Origin of the sequence: Homoserinibacter sp. GY 40078 (genome assembly GCF_008017545.1) — a bacterium.
GTDB lineage: Bacteria > Actinomycetota > Actinomycetes > Actinomycetales > Microbacteriaceae > Homoserinibacter.
In genome coordinates this window covers 1,446,772-1,463,167 of sequence record NZ_VRTZ01000001.1, presented here as the reverse complement: position 1 = coordinate 1,463,167, position 16,396 = coordinate 1,446,772, and the positions used below count along the sequence as shown (strand labels likewise).

At 71.4% G+C, this 16,396-nt stretch carries 16 protein-coding genes; 8 read left to right on the top strand and 8 right to left on the bottom strand.

Annotation, left to right across the window (positions count from 1 at the left end):
- Nucleotides 1-12: 12 nt before the first annotated feature.
- The gene (locus tag FVQ89_RS07020) at nucleotides 13-861 is read right to left on the bottom strand and encodes a PHP domain-containing protein (protein ID WP_255513468.1); all 849 of its coding nucleotides are present in this window, start codon (nucleotides 859-861) and stop codon (nucleotides 13-15) included.
- Nucleotides 862-936: 75 nt separating this feature from the next.
- Here FVQ89_RS07020 and FVQ89_RS07015 point away from each other — a divergent pair, with 75 nt between their 5' ends.
- The gene (locus FVQ89_RS07015; protein WP_147901118.1) at nucleotides 937-1,947 is read left to right on the top strand and encodes an endonuclease/exonuclease/phosphatase family protein; all 1,011 of its coding nucleotides are present in this window, start codon (nucleotides 937-939) and stop codon (nucleotides 1,945-1,947) included.
- Nucleotides 1,948-2,003: 56 nt separating this feature from the next.
- Nucleotides 2,004-3,440, top strand: coding sequence for an aminopeptidase P family protein (locus tag FVQ89_RS07010; protein WP_147901117.1), 1,437 nt, complete (start codon nucleotides 2,004-2,006; stop codon nucleotides 3,438-3,440).
- 225 nt (nucleotides 3,441-3,665) lie between these two features.
- On the opposite strand, the gene FVQ89_RS07005 is transcribed toward FVQ89_RS07010, so the two are convergent.
- Nucleotides 3,666-4,148 (bottom strand): general stress protein, encoded by a 483-nt coding sequence (locus tag FVQ89_RS07005; protein WP_147901116.1) that lies wholly within the window; start codon nucleotides 4,146-4,148, stop codon nucleotides 3,666-3,668.
- A gap of 36 nt (nucleotides 4,149-4,184) precedes the next feature.
- On the opposite strand from FVQ89_RS07005, the gene FVQ89_RS07000 reads away from it, so the two are divergent.
- Genes FVQ89_RS07000 through FVQ89_RS06990 form a run of 3 tightly spaced genes read left to right on the top strand, consistent with a single transcriptional unit; the run spans nucleotide 4,185 to nucleotide 7,094 of the window.
- Entirely contained in the window at nucleotides 4,185-5,498 is a 1,314-nt protein-coding gene (locus tag FVQ89_RS07000; RefSeq protein ID WP_147901115.1) for a magnesium transporter MgtE N-terminal domain-containing protein, read from the top strand.
- On the top strand, nucleotides 5,485-6,000 hold the full coding sequence (locus FVQ89_RS06995) for a DUF1003 domain-containing protein (protein WP_255513467.1): 516 nt from the start codon (nucleotides 5,485-5,487) through the stop codon (nucleotides 5,998-6,000). Before FVQ89_RS07000 ends, FVQ89_RS06995 begins: the two co-directional genes overlap by 14 nt.
- Nucleotides 5,997-7,094 (top strand): P-loop NTPase, encoded by a 1,098-nt coding sequence (locus tag FVQ89_RS06990; RefSeq protein ID WP_147901114.1) that lies wholly within the window; start codon nucleotides 5,997-5,999, stop codon nucleotides 7,092-7,094. Before FVQ89_RS06995 ends, FVQ89_RS06990 begins: the two co-directional genes overlap by 4 nt.
- A gap of 5 nt (nucleotides 7,095-7,099) precedes the next feature.
- Here the strand turns inward: FVQ89_RS06990 and FVQ89_RS06985 are convergent, their stop codons facing one another.
- Both FVQ89_RS06985 and FVQ89_RS06980 read right to left on the bottom strand, forming a co-directional pair.
- Nucleotides 7,100-8,575 carry a pyridoxal-dependent decarboxylase gene (locus FVQ89_RS06985; protein WP_147901113.1) on the bottom strand — a complete coding sequence of 492 codons (1,476 nt, stop codon included), beginning with the start codon at nucleotides 8,573-8,575 and terminating at the stop codon, nucleotides 7,100-7,102.
- Nucleotides 8,572-9,954: an MFS transporter gene (locus FVQ89_RS06980; RefSeq protein WP_147901112.1), complete on the bottom strand. Its 1,383-nt coding sequence runs from the start codon at nucleotides 9,952-9,954 to the stop codon at nucleotides 8,572-8,574. The genes FVQ89_RS06985 and FVQ89_RS06980 overlap by 4 nt, the downstream gene beginning before the upstream one ends.
- Nucleotides 9,955-10,094: 140 nt before the next feature.
- Between FVQ89_RS06980 and FVQ89_RS06975 the strand changes: the two genes are divergently transcribed.
- Nucleotides 10,095-11,645: a succinic semialdehyde dehydrogenase gene (locus tag FVQ89_RS06975; protein WP_147901111.1), complete on the top strand. Its 1,551-nt coding sequence runs from the start codon at nucleotides 10,095-10,097 to the stop codon at nucleotides 11,643-11,645.
- 57 nt (nucleotides 11,646-11,702) lie between these two features.
- On the opposite strand, the gene FVQ89_RS06970 is transcribed toward FVQ89_RS06975, so the two are convergent.
- Nucleotides 11,703-12,083, bottom strand: a complete 381-nt coding sequence (locus tag FVQ89_RS06970) for a Sec-independent protein translocase TatB (protein ID WP_147901110.1) — start codon at nucleotides 12,081-12,083, stop codon at nucleotides 11,703-11,705.
- 58 nt (nucleotides 12,084-12,141) lie between these two features.
- Between FVQ89_RS06970 and FVQ89_RS06965 the strand changes: the two genes are divergently transcribed.
- Nucleotides 12,142-12,774: an O-methyltransferase gene (locus FVQ89_RS06965; protein ID WP_147901109.1), complete on the top strand. Its 633-nt coding sequence runs from the start codon at nucleotides 12,142-12,144 to the stop codon at nucleotides 12,772-12,774.
- Nucleotides 12,775-12,869: 95 nt separating this feature from the next.
- Here the strand turns inward: FVQ89_RS06965 and FVQ89_RS06960 are convergent, their stop codons facing one another.
- The 3 genes from FVQ89_RS06960 to dapE form a co-directional block, all read right to left on the bottom strand.
- Nucleotides 12,870-13,040, bottom strand: coding sequence for a DUF3117 domain-containing protein (locus tag FVQ89_RS06960; RefSeq protein ID WP_130489111.1), 171 nt, complete (start codon nucleotides 13,038-13,040; stop codon nucleotides 12,870-12,872).
- Nucleotides 13,041-13,110: 70 nt separating this feature from the next.
- Nucleotides 13,111-14,352, bottom strand: coding sequence for a hypothetical protein (locus FVQ89_RS06955; RefSeq protein ID WP_255513466.1), 1,242 nt, complete (start codon nucleotides 14,350-14,352; stop codon nucleotides 13,111-13,113).
- The gene (dapE, locus tag FVQ89_RS06950; RefSeq protein WP_147901108.1) at nucleotides 14,331-15,416 is read right to left on the bottom strand and encodes a succinyl-diaminopimelate desuccinylase; all 1,086 of its coding nucleotides are present in this window, start codon (nucleotides 15,414-15,416) and stop codon (nucleotides 14,331-14,333) included. Before dapE ends, FVQ89_RS06955 begins: the two co-directional genes overlap by 22 nt.
- Before the next feature lie 33 nt (nucleotides 15,417-15,449).
- Here dapE and dapD point away from each other — a divergent pair, with 33 nt between their 5' ends.
- Nucleotides 15,450-16,373, top strand: a complete 924-nt coding sequence (gene dapD / locus FVQ89_RS06945) for a 2,3,4,5-tetrahydropyridine-2,6-dicarboxylate N-succinyltransferase (RefSeq protein ID WP_147901107.1) — start codon at nucleotides 15,450-15,452, stop codon at nucleotides 16,371-16,373.
- The last annotated feature ends 23 nt before the right edge of the window (nucleotides 16,374-16,396 follow it).

Sequence of the window (16,396 nt, the reverse complement as noted above, 5' to 3'; positions counted from 1 at the left end):
CGCCGACGTATCTCAGCCGACCGGGCGCGAGCCCGTGCCGCGAGCGATGATCTCGGCGTACGCCTCGGGCGACGTCGTGTTCTCGCCGAGGCGGTTCGGCTTGCCGGTGCCGTGGTAGTCGCTCGATCCCGTGCGGATCAACCCGAAGCGCCGGGCCAGCTCCTCCCAGTGCGGACGACTGCTCGGTGGATTGTCGCGGTGGTCGATCTCGAGTCCCGCGAGGCCCGCGTCGACGAGCGATCGCATCCGGGCATCCGACAGAACCCGCTGCGGCCCGCGGGCACCCGGATGCGCGATCACCGCGACCCCGCCCGCCGCAGTGATGAGCCGCACACCCTCGACCGGCGGCGGGGCCTCGTGGGGCCGGTAGTACCCGCCCCGCCAGTGCAGGATCGACGCGAAAGCGGCGGAGCGGTCCGGCACATGACCGCGGGCGACGAGGGCATCCGCGATGTGCGGGCGCCCGACGGTCGCGCCGGGGGTCGTCTGGGCGACCACGTCGTCCCAGGTCAGGGAGTAGTCGGCCGAGATGCGCGCCACCATCGCCTCGGCGCGGTGCAGTCGCTCCTCGCGGATGCGGGCGGTCGCGGCGACCAGATCGGCGTTCGCCGGATCGATCAGGTAACCGAGCACGTGGATGCTCGCGTAGTCGAGCTGAGTGGAGAGTTCGATGCCCGGCATGATCGTGAGCCCCGTCCCCACCGCCGCCCGGAACGCCTCGTCCCAACCGGAGGTGGAATCGTGATCGGTGATCGCGAGCACGCCGAGACCCGCGCTGACACCGGCCGCGACGAGTTCCGTCGGCGTCTCGGTGCCATCCGAGACGCTCGTATGCGCATGCAGATCGATCGCCCCGGACACCCCCACATCGTAGGACGGCGGCGCGGCGCGCACCGAGGCGGACGCTCAGGATCAGCCCCCTAGGCTCGGGAGACCATGATCCGCAGACTGCTCGCCGCTGCCCTGACGATCGTCGTCGCCGGGGCGCTTCTCGTCGCCTGCTGGCCGCAGCTCTTCGGCGTCGAACGCGTGATCGGTGTCGCGCAGGTCGTGTCGATCAGGGGCATGCTCGCGCTGGTCGCGGTGCTCTCAGCGGCGCTGCTCGGCATCTTCGCGGTGCTGTCCGCGGCGGCGCGGCGGTTCTTCGCGACGCTCGCGACGATGCTCGTGGTCTTCGCGCTCGTGTCGACCGCGGTCCTCGGCGTCCGCGGGTTCGGAACTCCGAGCGCCGAGAGCGACGACGGCGACCTCGTCGTGCTCTCATGGAACACCCTCGGCGATGCCCCCGGGAGCGACGCGATCGCGGCGCTCGCCCTCGACGAGGGCGCCGACATCGTCTCGCTCCCCGAGACGAGCGAAGACGCCGCCGCCGCGGTGGCCGCGAGAATGGCCGCATCCGGTCGCGAGATGCAAGTGCTCGGTGTGCAGTTCGACGCGATTTCGAAGGCGCGCTCGACCCGGCTGCTGATCTCCGCCGACCTGGGCGGGTATCGGCTGGACGACTCGGTCGGCTCGACCACCACCCTGCCGAGCGTCGTCGCGGTGCCTGTCGACGGATCCGGGCCCACCATCATCGCCGCACATCCGGTCGCGCCCGTGCCCTCCGAGATGGGCAACTGGCGGGCCGGACTCGACTGGCTCGCCGAGCGCTGTGCCGATCCCGCATCGGATGTCATCGTCGCGGGCGACCTCAACTCGACCCTCGACCACTGGGGCTCCCTCGGGTCGGATGCGGGGATCGCCTCGTGCGACGATGCCGCGCGAACGGTGGGAGCCGCGGCCGTCGGGACCTGGCCTGCCTCGGTACCGCCATTGCTCGGGACGCCCATCGATCACGTGTTGTCGACGGGCGCATGGCAGGCGGTGGACTTCCAGGTGATCGAGTCGATGGATAGCGCCGGCAGCGATCACCGTCCGATTGTGGCCCGCCTACGCCCGGCCGACTGACACGGCGCCTGCGGTCACCGCTGACGCCGCCGCCGAGCGGTGCGAGGATAGAGCCCATGGCAGACAGCAGCTCCGTCGGCACGGCCCCTAGCCCGGCGACCTCCAACCGCTCGACGACCCCCACCTCCGACAACTTCCGCGACTTCATCTCCTCGGGCTGGGCCGGGCGCCCCGATGTCCCGCCGTCGCCTCGGGCACAGGCGGCGTTCGCCGCAGCCCGCCGGATGCGCGTCGCTGCTCGGTTCCCCGGGGCGACGCTCGTCATCCCGGCAGGCCCTGCCAAGGTGCGCTCCAACGACACCGACTATCCCTACCGTGCGCACTCCGCGTTCTCCTACCTCACCGGCTGGGCGAGCGACACCGTTCCGGGCAGCGTGCTCGTCATCGGCCCGGGCGACGACGCCCCCTCGACGCTGTACTTCACGCCCACCGCGGGACGCGACTCCGAGGAGTTCTACGCGAACGCCGCGATCGGGGAATTCTGGACCGGGGCGCGCCCGTCGCTCGCGCACGTCGCAGCCGACCTGGGGCTCGAGACGCGCCCTCTCGGCGAACTCGCGGTGTCGGGCGAGCAGGTTCTCGTGCTGCGCGGGCTCGACGCGGCCGCCGACGCCCTCGCGGCGGCACGGCCGGAGGATGCGGAGCTTCTCCGCGCGGTGAGCGAGGTCCGGCTCGTGAAGGACGAATACGAGATCGCCGAGATGCGGGCCGCCGTCGCGGCCACGAAATCCGGATTCGACGACGTCATCGCCGACCTCCCTCAGATCATCGCCCACGAGCGCGGGGAGCGGCTCGTCGAGGGGACGTTCAACCGGCGCGCCCGGGCCGAGGGCAACGCGGTCGGCTACGACACGATCGCCGCCTCCGGACCCCACGCGTGCATCCTGCACTGGACCCGCAACGACGGGCCCGTCGTGCCCGGCGACCTGCTGCTCATGGACGCGGGAGTCGAGCTCGACTCCCTCTACACGGCGGACATCACCCGCACGCTGCCGGTATCGGGCACCTTCACCGAGGTGCAGCGGCGCGTGTATGAGGCGGTGCGGGAGGCGGCGGATGCGGCGTTCCGGATCGTGCGGCCCGGGATCCGGTTCCGCGAGATCCACGCGGAAGCGATGAAGGTGATCGCCGCGAAGACGGCGGAGTGGGGGCTGCTGCCGGTGAGTGCGGAGGTGTCGCTCGAGCTGGACCACCAGTACCACCGCCGCTACATGGTGCATGGCACGAGCCACCACCTGGGCATCGACGTCCACGACTGCGCGCAGGCCCGGCGCGAGCTCTACCTCGACGGCGTGCTCGAGCCGGGCATGGTGTTCACGATCGAGCCGGGGCTGTACTTCCAGCCGGACGACGTGACCGTGCCCGAGGAGTACCGCGGCATCGGGGTCCGGATCGAGGACGACATCCTCGTCACCGAGGCGGGTGCCGAGAACCTCTCCGCCGCGATCCCCCGCACCGCTGCCGAGGTCGAGGCCTGGTTGGCCCGCCCCTAACCCCTCTCTCCCTGAGGGGTCGCAAACCGCGCGAATCCCGGCGTGTCTCCCGCAGTTCGCGACCCCTCACCCTGATCTGCGAACCGACTGCCGCGGGGCCTCGGGCCCGGATGCGAGGGGACGCAAAGCGCTCGAGACACGCCGGGATTCGCGCGGTTTGCGACCCCTCGAGCCGCCGAAGGCGGCGGGGGGGCGACGCGCGGCGGAGCCGGGCGGCGCGGCGGTTCAGGGGGTGCGGGAGAGGAGCTCCTGGGCGCGGGCGAGGTGGCCGGGCTCCAGGATGATCTGGTAGTTCGCGGCGAGCACCTGTGTCGTCGACTCGAAGTCGCGGTTGCGACGCGCAACCGCGTAACTCGCGAGCTGCAGGAAGAGCCCGAACGCGGCACCGATGAAGACGGCCGCGGCGAAGAGCTGCCACGTGAACGTCGGCGAGAGCAGGCTGAAGAACAGCCCGATGAAGATGCCGAGCCACGCACCGCTCAGCACACCCGACAGCGCCGCCCGATTCCACGAGCGCTTGCGGGTGACGATCTCGACGCTCGTGAGCCCGTTACCCACGATCGCGAGCTTCGCGATCGGGAAATCGGCCTTCGCGAGCCGGTCGACCACCTGCTGAGCTTCCGGATAGCTGTCGTAGGTGCCCAAGACATCACCCTGGGGCACGGTCATCGGGGCGCCGCGGCGCGCGAACGGAGACGGGGTCGACACCCGTTCATTGTGGCATCACACGGGTAGGGTTTTCCCGTGAGCGCCACGAGAGTCTTCGTCGCCCGCCTCGCCGGGTGCTCCGTCTTCGACCCCGCGGGCGATCGGGTCGGCAAGGTCCGCGACGTGCTCGTCGTGTACCGCAACACCGAGTCGCCTCGGGTCGTCGGTCTGATCGTCGAGATCCCCGGACGCAGACGCGTCTTCGTCTCCATCGGGCGGGTCACGAGCATCGGCGCGGGGCAGATCATCACGACGGGCCTCATCAACCTGCGCCGCTTCGAGCAGCGCGGCGGCGAGGTGCGCGTGATCGCCGAGCTGCTGGGGCGCCAGATGGTGCTGCGCGACGGATCCGGTGAGGCGACGATCGAGGACGTCGCGATCGAGGAGTCCGGCCCCGGCGAGTGGGAGGTGGGCGAGCTGTACCTGCGTCGCCCCCGCGCGGGCGCCGCACCGTTCGGCAAGGGACCGAGCCTGCTCGCCACCTGGGACCGTGTCCGCGAGAAGAATGCGCCCGGCGAGGCGCAGTCCGCGGAACAGCTGATCGCCACCTACTCCGACCTACTCCCCGCCGACCTGGCGTCGACCCTCCTCGACCTGCCGGAGGAGCGCCGCTTCGAGGTCGCGGGCGAACTGCCCGACGACCGCCTCGCGGATGCGCTCGAGGAGATGCCCGAGCAGGAGCAGGTGGAGCTCATCACCCACCTCGACGACGAGCGCGCCGCCGATGTGCTCGACCAGATGGAGCCCGACGACGCGGCCGACCTCATCGCGCAGCTCCCGGACGAGCGCGGCGAGGCGCTGCTCGGCCTCATGCAGCCCGAGGAGGCCGAGGACGTCCGCTTCCTCCTCAACTACAACCCCGAGACGGCGGGCGGTCTCATGACCACCGAGCCGATCATCCTCTCCGCCGACTCGACGGTCGCCGAGGGGCTCGCCCTCATCCGCCGTCACGAGCTGGCCCCCGCGCTGGGAGCTGCGGTGTGCGTGACGCTGCCGCCGTACGAGCCGCCGACGGGCAAGTTCCTCGGTGTGGTGCACTTCCAGCGGATGCTGCGCTATCCGCCGCACGAGCGGCTCGGCACGCTGCTCGACCCGAGCCTCGAGCCCGTCTCGCCCGAGACGAGTGCCGCTGAGGTCTCGCGGATCCTCGCGAGCTACAACCTGGTGTCGCTTCCCGTCGTCGACGAGAAGCACCGTCTCGTCGGGGTGGTGACCATCGACGACGTCCTCGACTACCTGCTGCCGGATGACTGGCGAAGTTCCCAGGGCGATGAGCATCCGGAGCCCGTGAGCACCAGTACGGCAGCCATCCCCACCCGCGGAAGGAGGACCTCGCGTGGCACGACGTAACGATCCCCGACTCGACGCCCCGAAGGGCTTCCGTTCGACGTTCGGTTTCCGCCCGTCCGGCAGGGATCGGATGGGGCGGTTCTCGGAGTCGTTCGCGCGCGCGATGGGGACGAGCTGGTTCCTCATCGGGATGACGATCATCGTGGTCGTCTGGCTCACCTACAACTCGATGGCGCCGGAGGAGTGGCAGTTCGATCCGCGGGTTCAGAACTTCACGCTGCTGACGCTGATCCTGTCGTTGCAGGCCTCGTATGCCGCCCCGCTCATCCTGTTGGCGCAGAACCGGCAGGACGACCGCGACCGGGTGCAGATCGAGCAGGACCGGCAGCGCGCCGAACGCAACCTCGCCGACACCGAGTACCTGGCACGCGAGGTGGTCGCGTTGCGGCTCGCGGTGCGCGAGATGGCGACGAAGGACTTCATCCGTGCGGAGCTGCGCGCCCTGCTCGAGGAGCTCGACAAGTCGGAGGAACCGGAGACCTCGGGCGAGGACGCGACGTGACGTCGGCCGGCCCGGACGCCGTGCGGGCCGCGCTGGCCCGCGTGCAGGATCCGGAGATCCGTCGCCCCATCACCGAGCTCGACATGGTGCGGGGCATCGATGTCGCGGATGGGACCGCGCGTGTCGAGCTGCGCCTGACGATCGTCGGATGTCCGGCAGCCGACCGCATCGAACGCGACGTGCGGGATGCGGTGCTCGCGGTGCCGGGGGTCGACGCCGTCGACCTGGAGATCGGCGTGATGACCCCGGCCGAACGCGACGCGCTCGTGACGCGATTGCGCGGGGAACGACGGATGCCGTTCGGCCCGGGCACGCTCACCCGGGTGATCGCGGTGACCTCGGGCAAGGGCGGGGTCGGCAAGTCGACGGTGACGGCGGAGCTCGCGGTGGCCCTCGCTTCGCGCGGCCTCGCGGTGGGTCTCGTGGACGCAGACGTGTTCGGGTTCTCGATCCCCGGGATCCTGGGCGTTGCGGACGCGAAGCCGACGCAGGTGGGCGACATGATCCTGCCGCCCGTGGCGCACGGCGTGAAGGTCATCTCGATCGGCATGTTCGTCGACGACGGCACCCCGGTCTCCTGGCGTGGCCCGCTGCTCCACCGCACGATGCAGCAGTTTCTGACGGATGTGTTCTTCGGCGACCTGGATGTGCTGCTGCTGGATCTGCCGCCCGGCACGGGCGACGTGGCGATCACTCTGGGTCAGCTGCTGCCGAACGCGGAGGTCGTGGTGGTGACGACACCGCAAGCGGCGGCCGCGTCGGTCGCGGAGCGCTCGGGGCTCGTCGCACGGCAGACCGGTCAGACGGTCGTGGGCGTGGTGGAGAACATGTCGGGTGGTGTCTTCGGATCGGGCGGCGGTGACGAGGTGGCGCGGCGGCTGGAGGTGCCGGTGCTGGCGCGGATCCCGCTCTCGCCCGCGGTCGCCGCTGCCGGTGACGCGGGCGTGCCGGTCATGCTCGGAGACGCGAGCGCCGACCCTGCAGACCCCGCAGACCCCGCAGATCCCGCAGCTCCCGCTGCGAGCGCCGTCGGCGAGCTGGCGGATGCGCTGCTCGCGCGGGGTCGCGGCCTCTCCGGCCGCTCTCTGCTGTAGCCCGGCTACCCGCGCGGCTCCACGAGCCGGCCGAGCAGCTCGGTGAGCAGCCGCTCCGCGACGGGGGCGGGCAGCGCTTCGATGAGCGCCACGAGCGGCGCCTGAGCGTCCGGCAGCTCGGCGCCCTGACCGATCCCGAAGCCCTGCAACAGCGCCCACGCGGTGTCGGCGTCGAGGTGGGCCGGATCGAGCGGCGGGAGCCCCGCGAGCAGAGCGGTGCCATCGATGTGCGGCACGCCGCGCACGGCATCCGCTCCGGCGACGAGCGCCGTGCCGAGGTCGCCGAGCACTGCTTCCGTCACCGGGGTGATCGTGAGATGGGTGGTCGGAGGCAGCACGGTGCCGTCTGGCTGCACGAGCGCCGGCTGCAGCTGCAGCACGAAGCCGTGCGCGCGCACGGCGTCCGCCCAGTGGTGCGGGTCGACGCGGCGATCCTCCGGCACGCTCTCATCGGCAGCGACGGCAAGCAGCGGCCCGACCGGGTCGCCGACGACTCGCAGCCCCTCGATCCCGCCGATCACGTTGACGAGGGCGGCCGTGCCGCGGGCACAGGCGGCAGCGAGGCGCGCGAACCCGTCGGTGCCGAGCGTCTGCGTGATCGCCCATGCCGCGGCGAGGGGGCCCGCGGATTTGGAGCCGAGGATCGTGGGATTCACGACCGGGTAGCCGGGCCAGCGGGTCGTGGCGAAGTACTGCATCCGCTGACGATCACGACCCCGCTGCAGGAGCACGGATGCGCCCTTCGGCGCGTAGCCGAACTTGTGCAGGTCGGCGCTGACGCTCGTGACGCCGGCGACGGTGAAGTCCCACGCGGGCAGGTCGGCTCCGGTCGCCTCCGCCCAGAACGGCAGCACGAGTCCGCCGATGCAGGCATCCACGTGTAGCGGGATGCCGAGCTCCGCCGCGGCGGGAGCGACCTCCCCCACGGGGTCGAGCGCCGCGAACGGGTAGCTGGGCGCCGAGAGCACCACCAGCGCGACGTCGCCGCCGAGACGGCGGATCACCTCGCTCGCCACCACCCGGCCATCGGCGTCCACCGGCACGAGATCGAGCTCGAGGTCGAAGTAGGCGGCCGCCTTCTGGAACGCGGCGTGCACCGTGGTCGGCGCGACGAGTCGCGGGCGCCCGGCATCCGGGTTCTGCGCCCGCCAGGTCTCGCGGGCCGTCTTGACGGCGAGCAGGCAACTCTCGGTGCCGCCCGTGGTCGCGGTGCCCACCACATCGGCGTCCCCGTGCAGGATGCCGCGAACGAAGCCGACGAGCTCGGATTCGAGCACCGCGACGGACGCGAAGGTCGTCGGGTCGAGCCCGTTGACGGGCTGCACCGCGCGGATGGCGGCGGCGGCGAGCTCGTCGAGCTCCGCGAGGCCCGAATCGTAGACGTAGCTGAGCACGTGCCCGCCATGCGTGGGCGGATCGAGTTCCCGCAACGCGGCGAGCTGCTCGAGCACCGCGGCGGGCTGCCGCTCGAACGCGCTCACGGGAGCGCCTCCGGAAGCGGAGCGAGCGCCTCCTCGAGATCGGATCGTCGGAGCGGATAGCGGCTGAGAGTCCAGAGGCTCAGCCCGATCATGATGGCGGGGACGATCGAGAAGCTCAGCACGATGCCGAGGATGGCATCCGGCGACTGTTCGAGCACCGACCCCGCGACGCCCTCCTGGTATCCGGCGATCGCGAGCACGATCGAGAGGGCGACCGCGCCGAGAGCCATGCCGGTCGTCTCCCCCGCGGTCCAGACGCCGCCGAACACCCCCGCCCGGCCGGATCCGTGGGCGCGAGCGTCGTGGGAGATGACGTCGGGGAGCATCGCCATCGGCAGCGTCTGCATCCCCGCGTACGCGGCACCCGCAAGACCCACGGATGCGTAGAGCCACGGCCCCGGGACCCAGACGAGGAGGACGAGCGAGAGCGCCGCAAGCCCGTAGAGCACCGACGCGAAGCCGAAGGCCCACTCCTTGCCCGTGCGCCGCGAGATGACCGCCCAGATCGGTGCGCAGACGAGGGCGGGAGCGATGAGTGCAACGAAGAGGAACGTGGTGCCGTCGTCCGGGTCGTTGAGGACCCACTTGGCGATGTAGGCGGCGCCCGCGAGCATCATGCCGGTCGCGAGCGCCTGGAGCATGAAAGTGCCGAGCAGCGCGCGGAACGGCTTGCTGCGCCGGAGAGCCGCGACCCCGTCCGCGTAGAACGACGCGAGGCTCGCGCGGGGCGGCGGGGCCGAAGGAAGCCCCCGAGGCGCGGAGGTCACGGCGATCAGCATCCCGACGCCCAGCAGCACGCCCGCGACGAGTGCCATGCCGAGGTATCCGGCCGGGGTCTCGCCTCCGAACGCCTTGCGGAGCGCCGGACCACCCGCTCCGAAGAGCAGGATCGCGACGGTCAGCACGACGACGCGCGTGGAGAGCAGGCGGGTTCGGGCGTCGTAGTCCTCGACGAGTTCGGCGGGCAGCGCGATGTAGGGCACCTGGAAGAGGCTGAACGCCGTGGCGGCCAGAAGGAACGCGATGAGCACCCAGATCCCGCCCGCCACCGGGCCGATCGCGGTCGGTGCGGCGAACGTCAGCACGAAGAACAGCGGCAGGAAGAGCGCGCCGAGCAGCATGAAGCGGCGGCGCGATCCGGTGTGGGCGAGGCTGATGTCGCTGCGCCCGCCGATCACGGGGTCGATGATGACGTCCCACACCTTCGCCGCGGTGACGAGCAGACCCGCCCAGAGGGCCGCGACCCCCAGGGTGTCGGTCAGGTAGATGACCAGCACCAGGCCGGGCAGCGTGGCGAATCCGCCCGTGCCGAGGGAGCCCGCGGCGTAGCGGGCGATCACGGAAGCGCGAAGCGGTCGGGAACCGGACGGCGGCGTCATGCGGGCCACCCTAGCGGGCGGGGGGCCCTCTACCGCGGCGCCGTCGCCGTTCGAACCCATCCGCGCCGAGTGCGCCAGACGAGTTCTCACCCCCGGTACAGGGGTGGGAACTCGGACACTCGTCCAACTAGACTCGCCCCATGTCCGGCTCGATGCTGCCGCGCACGCTCGCCGACGAGCTCGTCACCGACCTCGCCGGCCGTGCCGCCGATCCCGTGTCCGTCGTCGCGCCCTTCACGGGCGAGGAGCTGTACCGGCTCCCCCATGCGACCCCCGCCGAGGTGCAGGATGCGGCGGCGCGCGCACGAGCGGCGCAGCGCGCCTGGCGCGACGCGGGCGACGCCCATCGGCGCGCCGTGCTGCTGCGCGCCCACGACCTGCTGCTCGATCGACGCGAGCTGCTGCTCGACGCCGTGCAGACCGAGACGGGCAAGACGCGCGGGCAGGCCTTCGAGGAGGTCTTCAACTCCGCCGCCGCGATCCGCTACGCGGCTCTCTCGGCGCGGCGCGTGCTCGCGGGCGGCCGACGCCGCGGAGGCATCCCGCTCGTCGTGCGCGCGCGTGTGCGCGTGAACCCGAAGGGTCTCGTCGGGGTCATCACCCCGTGGAACTACCCGCTCGTCCTCGGCATCATGGACGTCGTCCCCGCACTCGCCACCGGCAACGCGATCGTGCAGAAGGCCGACGATCAGGGCGCCCTCTCGGTGCTGCTCGCCCGCCGCGCGTTCCTCGACGCGGGGCTCCCGCCGGAGCTGTGGGCCGTCGTCACCGGTCCGGGCGCCGAGATCGGCTCGGCCGTCGTCGACGCCGCCGACTACGTCTGCTTCACCGGATCCACCGCCACCGGCCGCACCGTCGCGCAGCGCGCCGCTGGGCGCCTCATCGGATCGTCGATGGAGCTCGGCGGCAAGAACCCGCTCATCGTGCTCGACGACGTGGACGTCGAGAAGGCCGCCGCCGATGCCGCCTACGGATGCTTCTCCGCCGCCGGGCAGCTGTGCGTCTCGGTCGAGCGCGTGTACGTCGAACGCGGCATCGCGGATCGCTTCGTGCCCGCGTTCGCCGATCGGGTCGCCGGCCTCGCGATCGGCACGTCGTTCGACTACACGCCGGATGTCGGATCCCTCGCCACCCGCGCCCAGCTCGAGCGCGTCACAGCCCACCTCGACGACGCCCTCGGCAAGGGGGCGACCTTGCTCGCCGGCGGCCACGCACGCCCCGACCTCGGCCCGCTCGTCATGGAGCCCACCGTGCTCACCGACGTCACTGACGACATGGCGTGCTCCACCGGCGAGACCTTCGGGCCCCTCGTCGCCGTGACGATCGTCGACTCCGCCGACGACGCCATCCGCGCCTCGAACGCCTCGGAGTACGGGCTCAACGCATCCGTCATGAGCGGATCCCGCGCCCGCGCCCGCGCCGTCGCCGCGCGACTCGAGGCCGGATCCGTGAACATCGGCGAGGGGTACCGCGCCACCTTCGGGTCCATCGACGCACCCATGGGCGGCGTGAAGCAGTCGGGGCTCGGCCGCCGCAACGGCCGCGAGGGCCTCGAGCGCTTCGTGCAGTCCACCACGATCGGCGAGACCACCGGACTCATGCAGCTGCCGCGCGCGGGTTACGAGTTCGGTCGGCTCGTGGGGCTCATGGTCGTGCTGCTGCGCACGCTCAAGGCGGTCCGCCGCCGCTGACGGTCAGGGCTTCGGGCTCGGGCTTCGGGCTCGGGCTCCGGACCCGGGGCAGCCGCGCTACGTCGCCTCGGCGTCGAACGGCGGCACCGCACCCTTGCCGAGCCTGCGCTGCCGCAACTCGTACGCCGTGGCGCTGGAGCGTCGCGGAGCCGACGGACCCGCCGCGACCGGCGCCGCCGGATCCTCCTCCATGAGCGCATCGCGGATGATGCGCCGCGGGTCGTACTTGCGGGGGTCGAGCTTGGCCCAGTCGACCTCGTCGAACTCCGGCCCCATCTCCTCGCGCATCCGATCGCGGGCACCCGATGCCATCTGGCGGAGCGACTTTGTGAGCCGCGCGAGCTGGGCGGCATAGCCCGGCAGGCGCTCCGGACCGACGAGGAACACCGCGATCACCAAGATGATCAGCAGCTTGTCGAAGGTCAACCCGAAGGACACCCGCTCAGGATAACCGGCGCAGTCGCGAGGGGCCCTAGTGTTGAGGGCTGGAGGACGCGTGGCCAAGCAAGACCTGAGTTGGAAGTTCGCGGAGGAGTTCCCGGTGGAGCCCCCCGCGACGCAGCTCGCGCGGCAGCACGCACTCGAGCTCGGCGCGGATCCCATTTCCCCCGCCGTCGGGGCGCAACTCGCGGTGCTCGCGGCGGCGCTCGATGCGAAGAACATCCTCGAGATCGGAACGGGCGCCGGTGTCAGCGGGCTCTGGCTGCTGCAGGGCGCCCCGAGCGCGACCCTCACGACGATCGACGTGGAGCTGGACCACCAGAACCGCGCGCGTCAGTCGTTCCAGGAGGCGGGCCTCGCGCCCGCACGCACCCGGCTCATCGCGGGCCGCGCCACCGAGGTGCTGCCCAGGATGAATGACGGGGCATACGACCTCGTGCTCGTCGACGCGGATTCCACCTCGGTGCTCGACTACGTGGAGCACGGGCTCCGGATCGCACGAATCGGCGGTGTCGTCGCTGTCGCGCACGCGCTGTGGCGGGGCCGCGTGGCCGATCCCGCGCAGCGAGACGAGACGGTCGCCGATTTCCGTGCGCTGCTCACCACGATCTCCGAGTCGACCGCGGTAACCGCCTCGCTCAGCACGGCGGGCGACGGACTGCTGCAGCTCGTCCGCACGGGCGACTGAACCGCCCGCTCGTTCGGTGAGGTCCGGGACCTCCCCGAAGAAGCCACGAGCCCCGGTGGATGACCACCAGGGCTCGCGCAGTTCAGGTTCGGGTCTCAGCCCGCGATGACTCCAGCCAACGCGTCGTGCAGTTCCTTGGCCTCGTCGTCGTTGACGGACACCACGAGGCGCCCGCCACCTTCGAGCGGAACGCGCACGATGATGAGGCGACCCTCCTTCACAGCCTCCATCGGGCCGTCGCCGGTCCTCGGCTTCATGGCTGCCATGAGATGTCCCCTTTCGACGGTTGCTCATCCATTATCCCGTATTCGGTGAGGACGTACTAACCCGTCTCGATCAGGGCGGACTCCAATCGCCCGGCGCGCGCACCCAGCAGGCGTAGATCCACCACGCCTGCAGCAGGACGCCGAGCACCACGAGCACGATCCGGAACGCCCGAGATCGCGGCACGGCCAACGCGCCGAGTCCCGGAACCAGCGGCAGGAGGAGCCGCCACGTAGACGACTGCGGGAAGAACACCGCCAACAGGTAGATCACGTACGAGGCCATCCACAGCCGCAGCTCGACACCGAGGCGACGCGCCCACGGGCTCAGCAGGAAGGCGGCCGCGAGCACCACCGCGACGATCACCGAGGCGACCCCGAGCGGACCCGAGATCGGCTCCGGCACGCCGACGAACCGCAGCCAGAACCCGATGCCCTCCGCCCAGCCCTCGAACGGGACGAGGTGGCCGTATCCGACATACCCGGTGCGCCATGCGAGCTCGGTGTCGAAGTACGCCGACGGCGATCCGGTGCTCCACCAGGCGATCACCGGCCATGCGAGGCCGGCGACGAAGCTCGCGAGACCTGCCGCCACGATCGAGGCGAACTCGCGGCCGGTCAGTGGATCCGTGACACGGCCGCGCCTCGCCCTCACGATCCGCCACACGAGGTACAGCAGCAGGAAGCACGCGAACGCGAGCCCCGAGGGCCGGGTGAGCGACATCACGGCGATCACCGGGATCGCAAGGAGGAGCCGCCTCCGGATCACGAGCAGCAGCGCGACGAGCAGCAGCGCGAGCCCGAGGGATTCCGCGTAGTTCACCTGGAAGAGAGGCGAGAGCGGCCCCGTCACGAGCAGGACCACCGAGAACAGCGCCGCGGACGCCGCGAATCCGTTCTCGCGCATCAGGAGGTAGAAGACCAGGGATGCGGCGGCGCCCGCCGCGAGCGACACGAGCACCCCCATCCACTCGAACGGAATGCCCACCCTCATGAACACCGCGAGAATGCCGGGATAGACCGGCATGAACGCCCACGCGTTCTGGGTGACGTGCCCCGCGTCGTCGACCGGGAGATCCGAGGGATAGCCGGCGGCGGCGATCCAGCGATACCACTCGCCGTCCCAGTTGGTCGCGAACGTCGGGTAGTCAGGTGCGGCGACGCCATTCGCCCGGCCCTGCACCGACGCGAACGCGAGCATCAGGACCGTCGTGACCACCCGCGATGCCCCGTAGACGAGGAGCACACGCCCCCACCACGGCAGCAGGCGCCAGCGGACGCGCGCCGTGAGAGTCAGTCCGCGGCCGTCAGCCATCGGCGCAGGCCCGCCTCGACCCGCTCGATCTGCTCCACCGGCACACGTTCGTCGTCGGCATGCGCGAGTGAGGGGTCGCCGGGCCCGTAGTTCACCGCGGGGATGCCGAGCGCGCTGAAGCGGGCGACATCCGTCCAGCCGTACTTGGGCCGCGCCGCGCCGCCGACCGCCCGCAGGAACTGCTGCGCGAGCGGCGCGTCGAGCCCGGGGCGCGCACCCTCGGCGAGGTCGGCGACCGTCACCTCCGCCCCGAGACCCGCGACGAGCTCCTCGAGGTGCGCGAGCGCCTCGGCCCCGCTCCGGCTCGGTGCGAAGCGGTAGTTGACGTGGATGGTGCACTCGTCGGGGATCACGTTGCCCGCGACGCCGCCCAAGATCTTCACCGCCGAGAGGCTCTCGCGGTAGACGAGGCCATCGACCTCAACCTCGCGCGGCTCGTAGGCGGCGAGGCGGGACAGGATCGGCGCCGCGGCGTGGATGGCGTTCTCGCCCATCCAGGCACGCGCGGAGTGGGCGCGCTTGCCGCGGGTGGTGACATCGACCCGGATGGTGCCGTTGCATCCGCCTTCGACCTCGGCGTTCGAGGGTTCGCCGAGGATCGCAAAGTCCGCGGCGAGCAGCTCGGGCCGTTCGCGGGCGATACGGCCGAGACCGTTGAGCGCGGAGTCGACCTCCTCGTTGTCGTACCAGACCCACGTGACGTCGACGACGGGCTCAGGCAGGTCGATCGCGAGCGCCAGCATGACGGCGCATCCGCCCTTCATGTCGACCGTTCCGCGGCCCCAGAGCACGGCGCCATCCGGGTCGTCGACGAGCGTCGCGGGCACGTTGCCGTTGATCGGGACCGTGTCGATGTGTCCCGCGATCACGACCCGCTGGGCGCGGCCGAGGTTCGTGCGGGCGACGATCGCGTCGCCCAGGCGCTCGACCTCGAGGTGCGGCGCAGACCGCACGGCCGCCTCGATCGCATCCGCGAGCGGAGCCTCGTCGCCCGAGACCGACGCGATGTCGACGAGCCGGCGTGTGAGCTCGGGGGTGGGGGCGGAGGGGTCGAGCGCGGGCACGGCTCCACCCTACCCAGCCGATAACCTGGCATCATGACGACCGCCTGGGGCCATGGACTCGCTACGATCGCCGCCGACGGGACCGTGCTCGACACCTGGTTCCCCTCCCCCGCGCTGGGCTCGGCGCCGGCCGAGCCGGAGCTTCCGAGCGAGATCGCCGACGGCATCGGTGAAGATGCGGTGCGCCAGGTGCGCACCGAGGCCGTCGTCGTCGAGATCGACACCGACGCGGCGCCCGCCTCGACCTCGGACGCGTACCTGCGCCTGCACCTGCTCTCGCATCTGCTCGTCGCACCGAACACGATCAACCTCGACGGCATCTTCGGTCAGCTGCCGATCGTCGCGTGGACGAGCGCCGGACCCATCCACCCGGACGAGCTCCGCAGCGGACGCCTTCGCCTCCAGCGCTCGGGGGTCTCGGTGATCGGCATCGACAAGTTCCCGCGCCTCGTCGACTACGTCGTGCCCGACCGGGTTCGGATCGCGGATGCGGCACGGGTGCGCCTCGGCGCGCACCTCGCACCCGGCACGACCGTGATGCACGAGGGCTTCGTGAACTACAACGCCGGGACGCTCGGGGCGTCCATGGTCGAGGGACGCATCTCGCAGGGCGTGGTCGTGGGCGACGGCTCCGACATCGGCGGCGGCGCCTCGATCATGGGAACCCTCTCCGGCGGCGGCACCCAGCGGGTCGTGATCGGCGAGCGCGCGCTGCTCGGGGCGAACTCCGGCATCGGCATCTCGATCGGTGACGACTCGGTCGTCGAGGCGGGCCTCTATGTGACGGCGGGTACGAAGGTGACGCTGCTGCTTCCGGCGGGACCGCGCACCGTGAAGGCGGCCGAGCTGTCCGGCCAGCCGGGGCTGCTCTTCCGCCGCAACTCCGTCACGGGCGCCGTCGAGGCGCTCCCCCGCGCCGGTTCGGGCGTCGAGCTGAACGCCGCGCTGCACGCCTGACGCGCCCGCTCTGCATGCCCTGG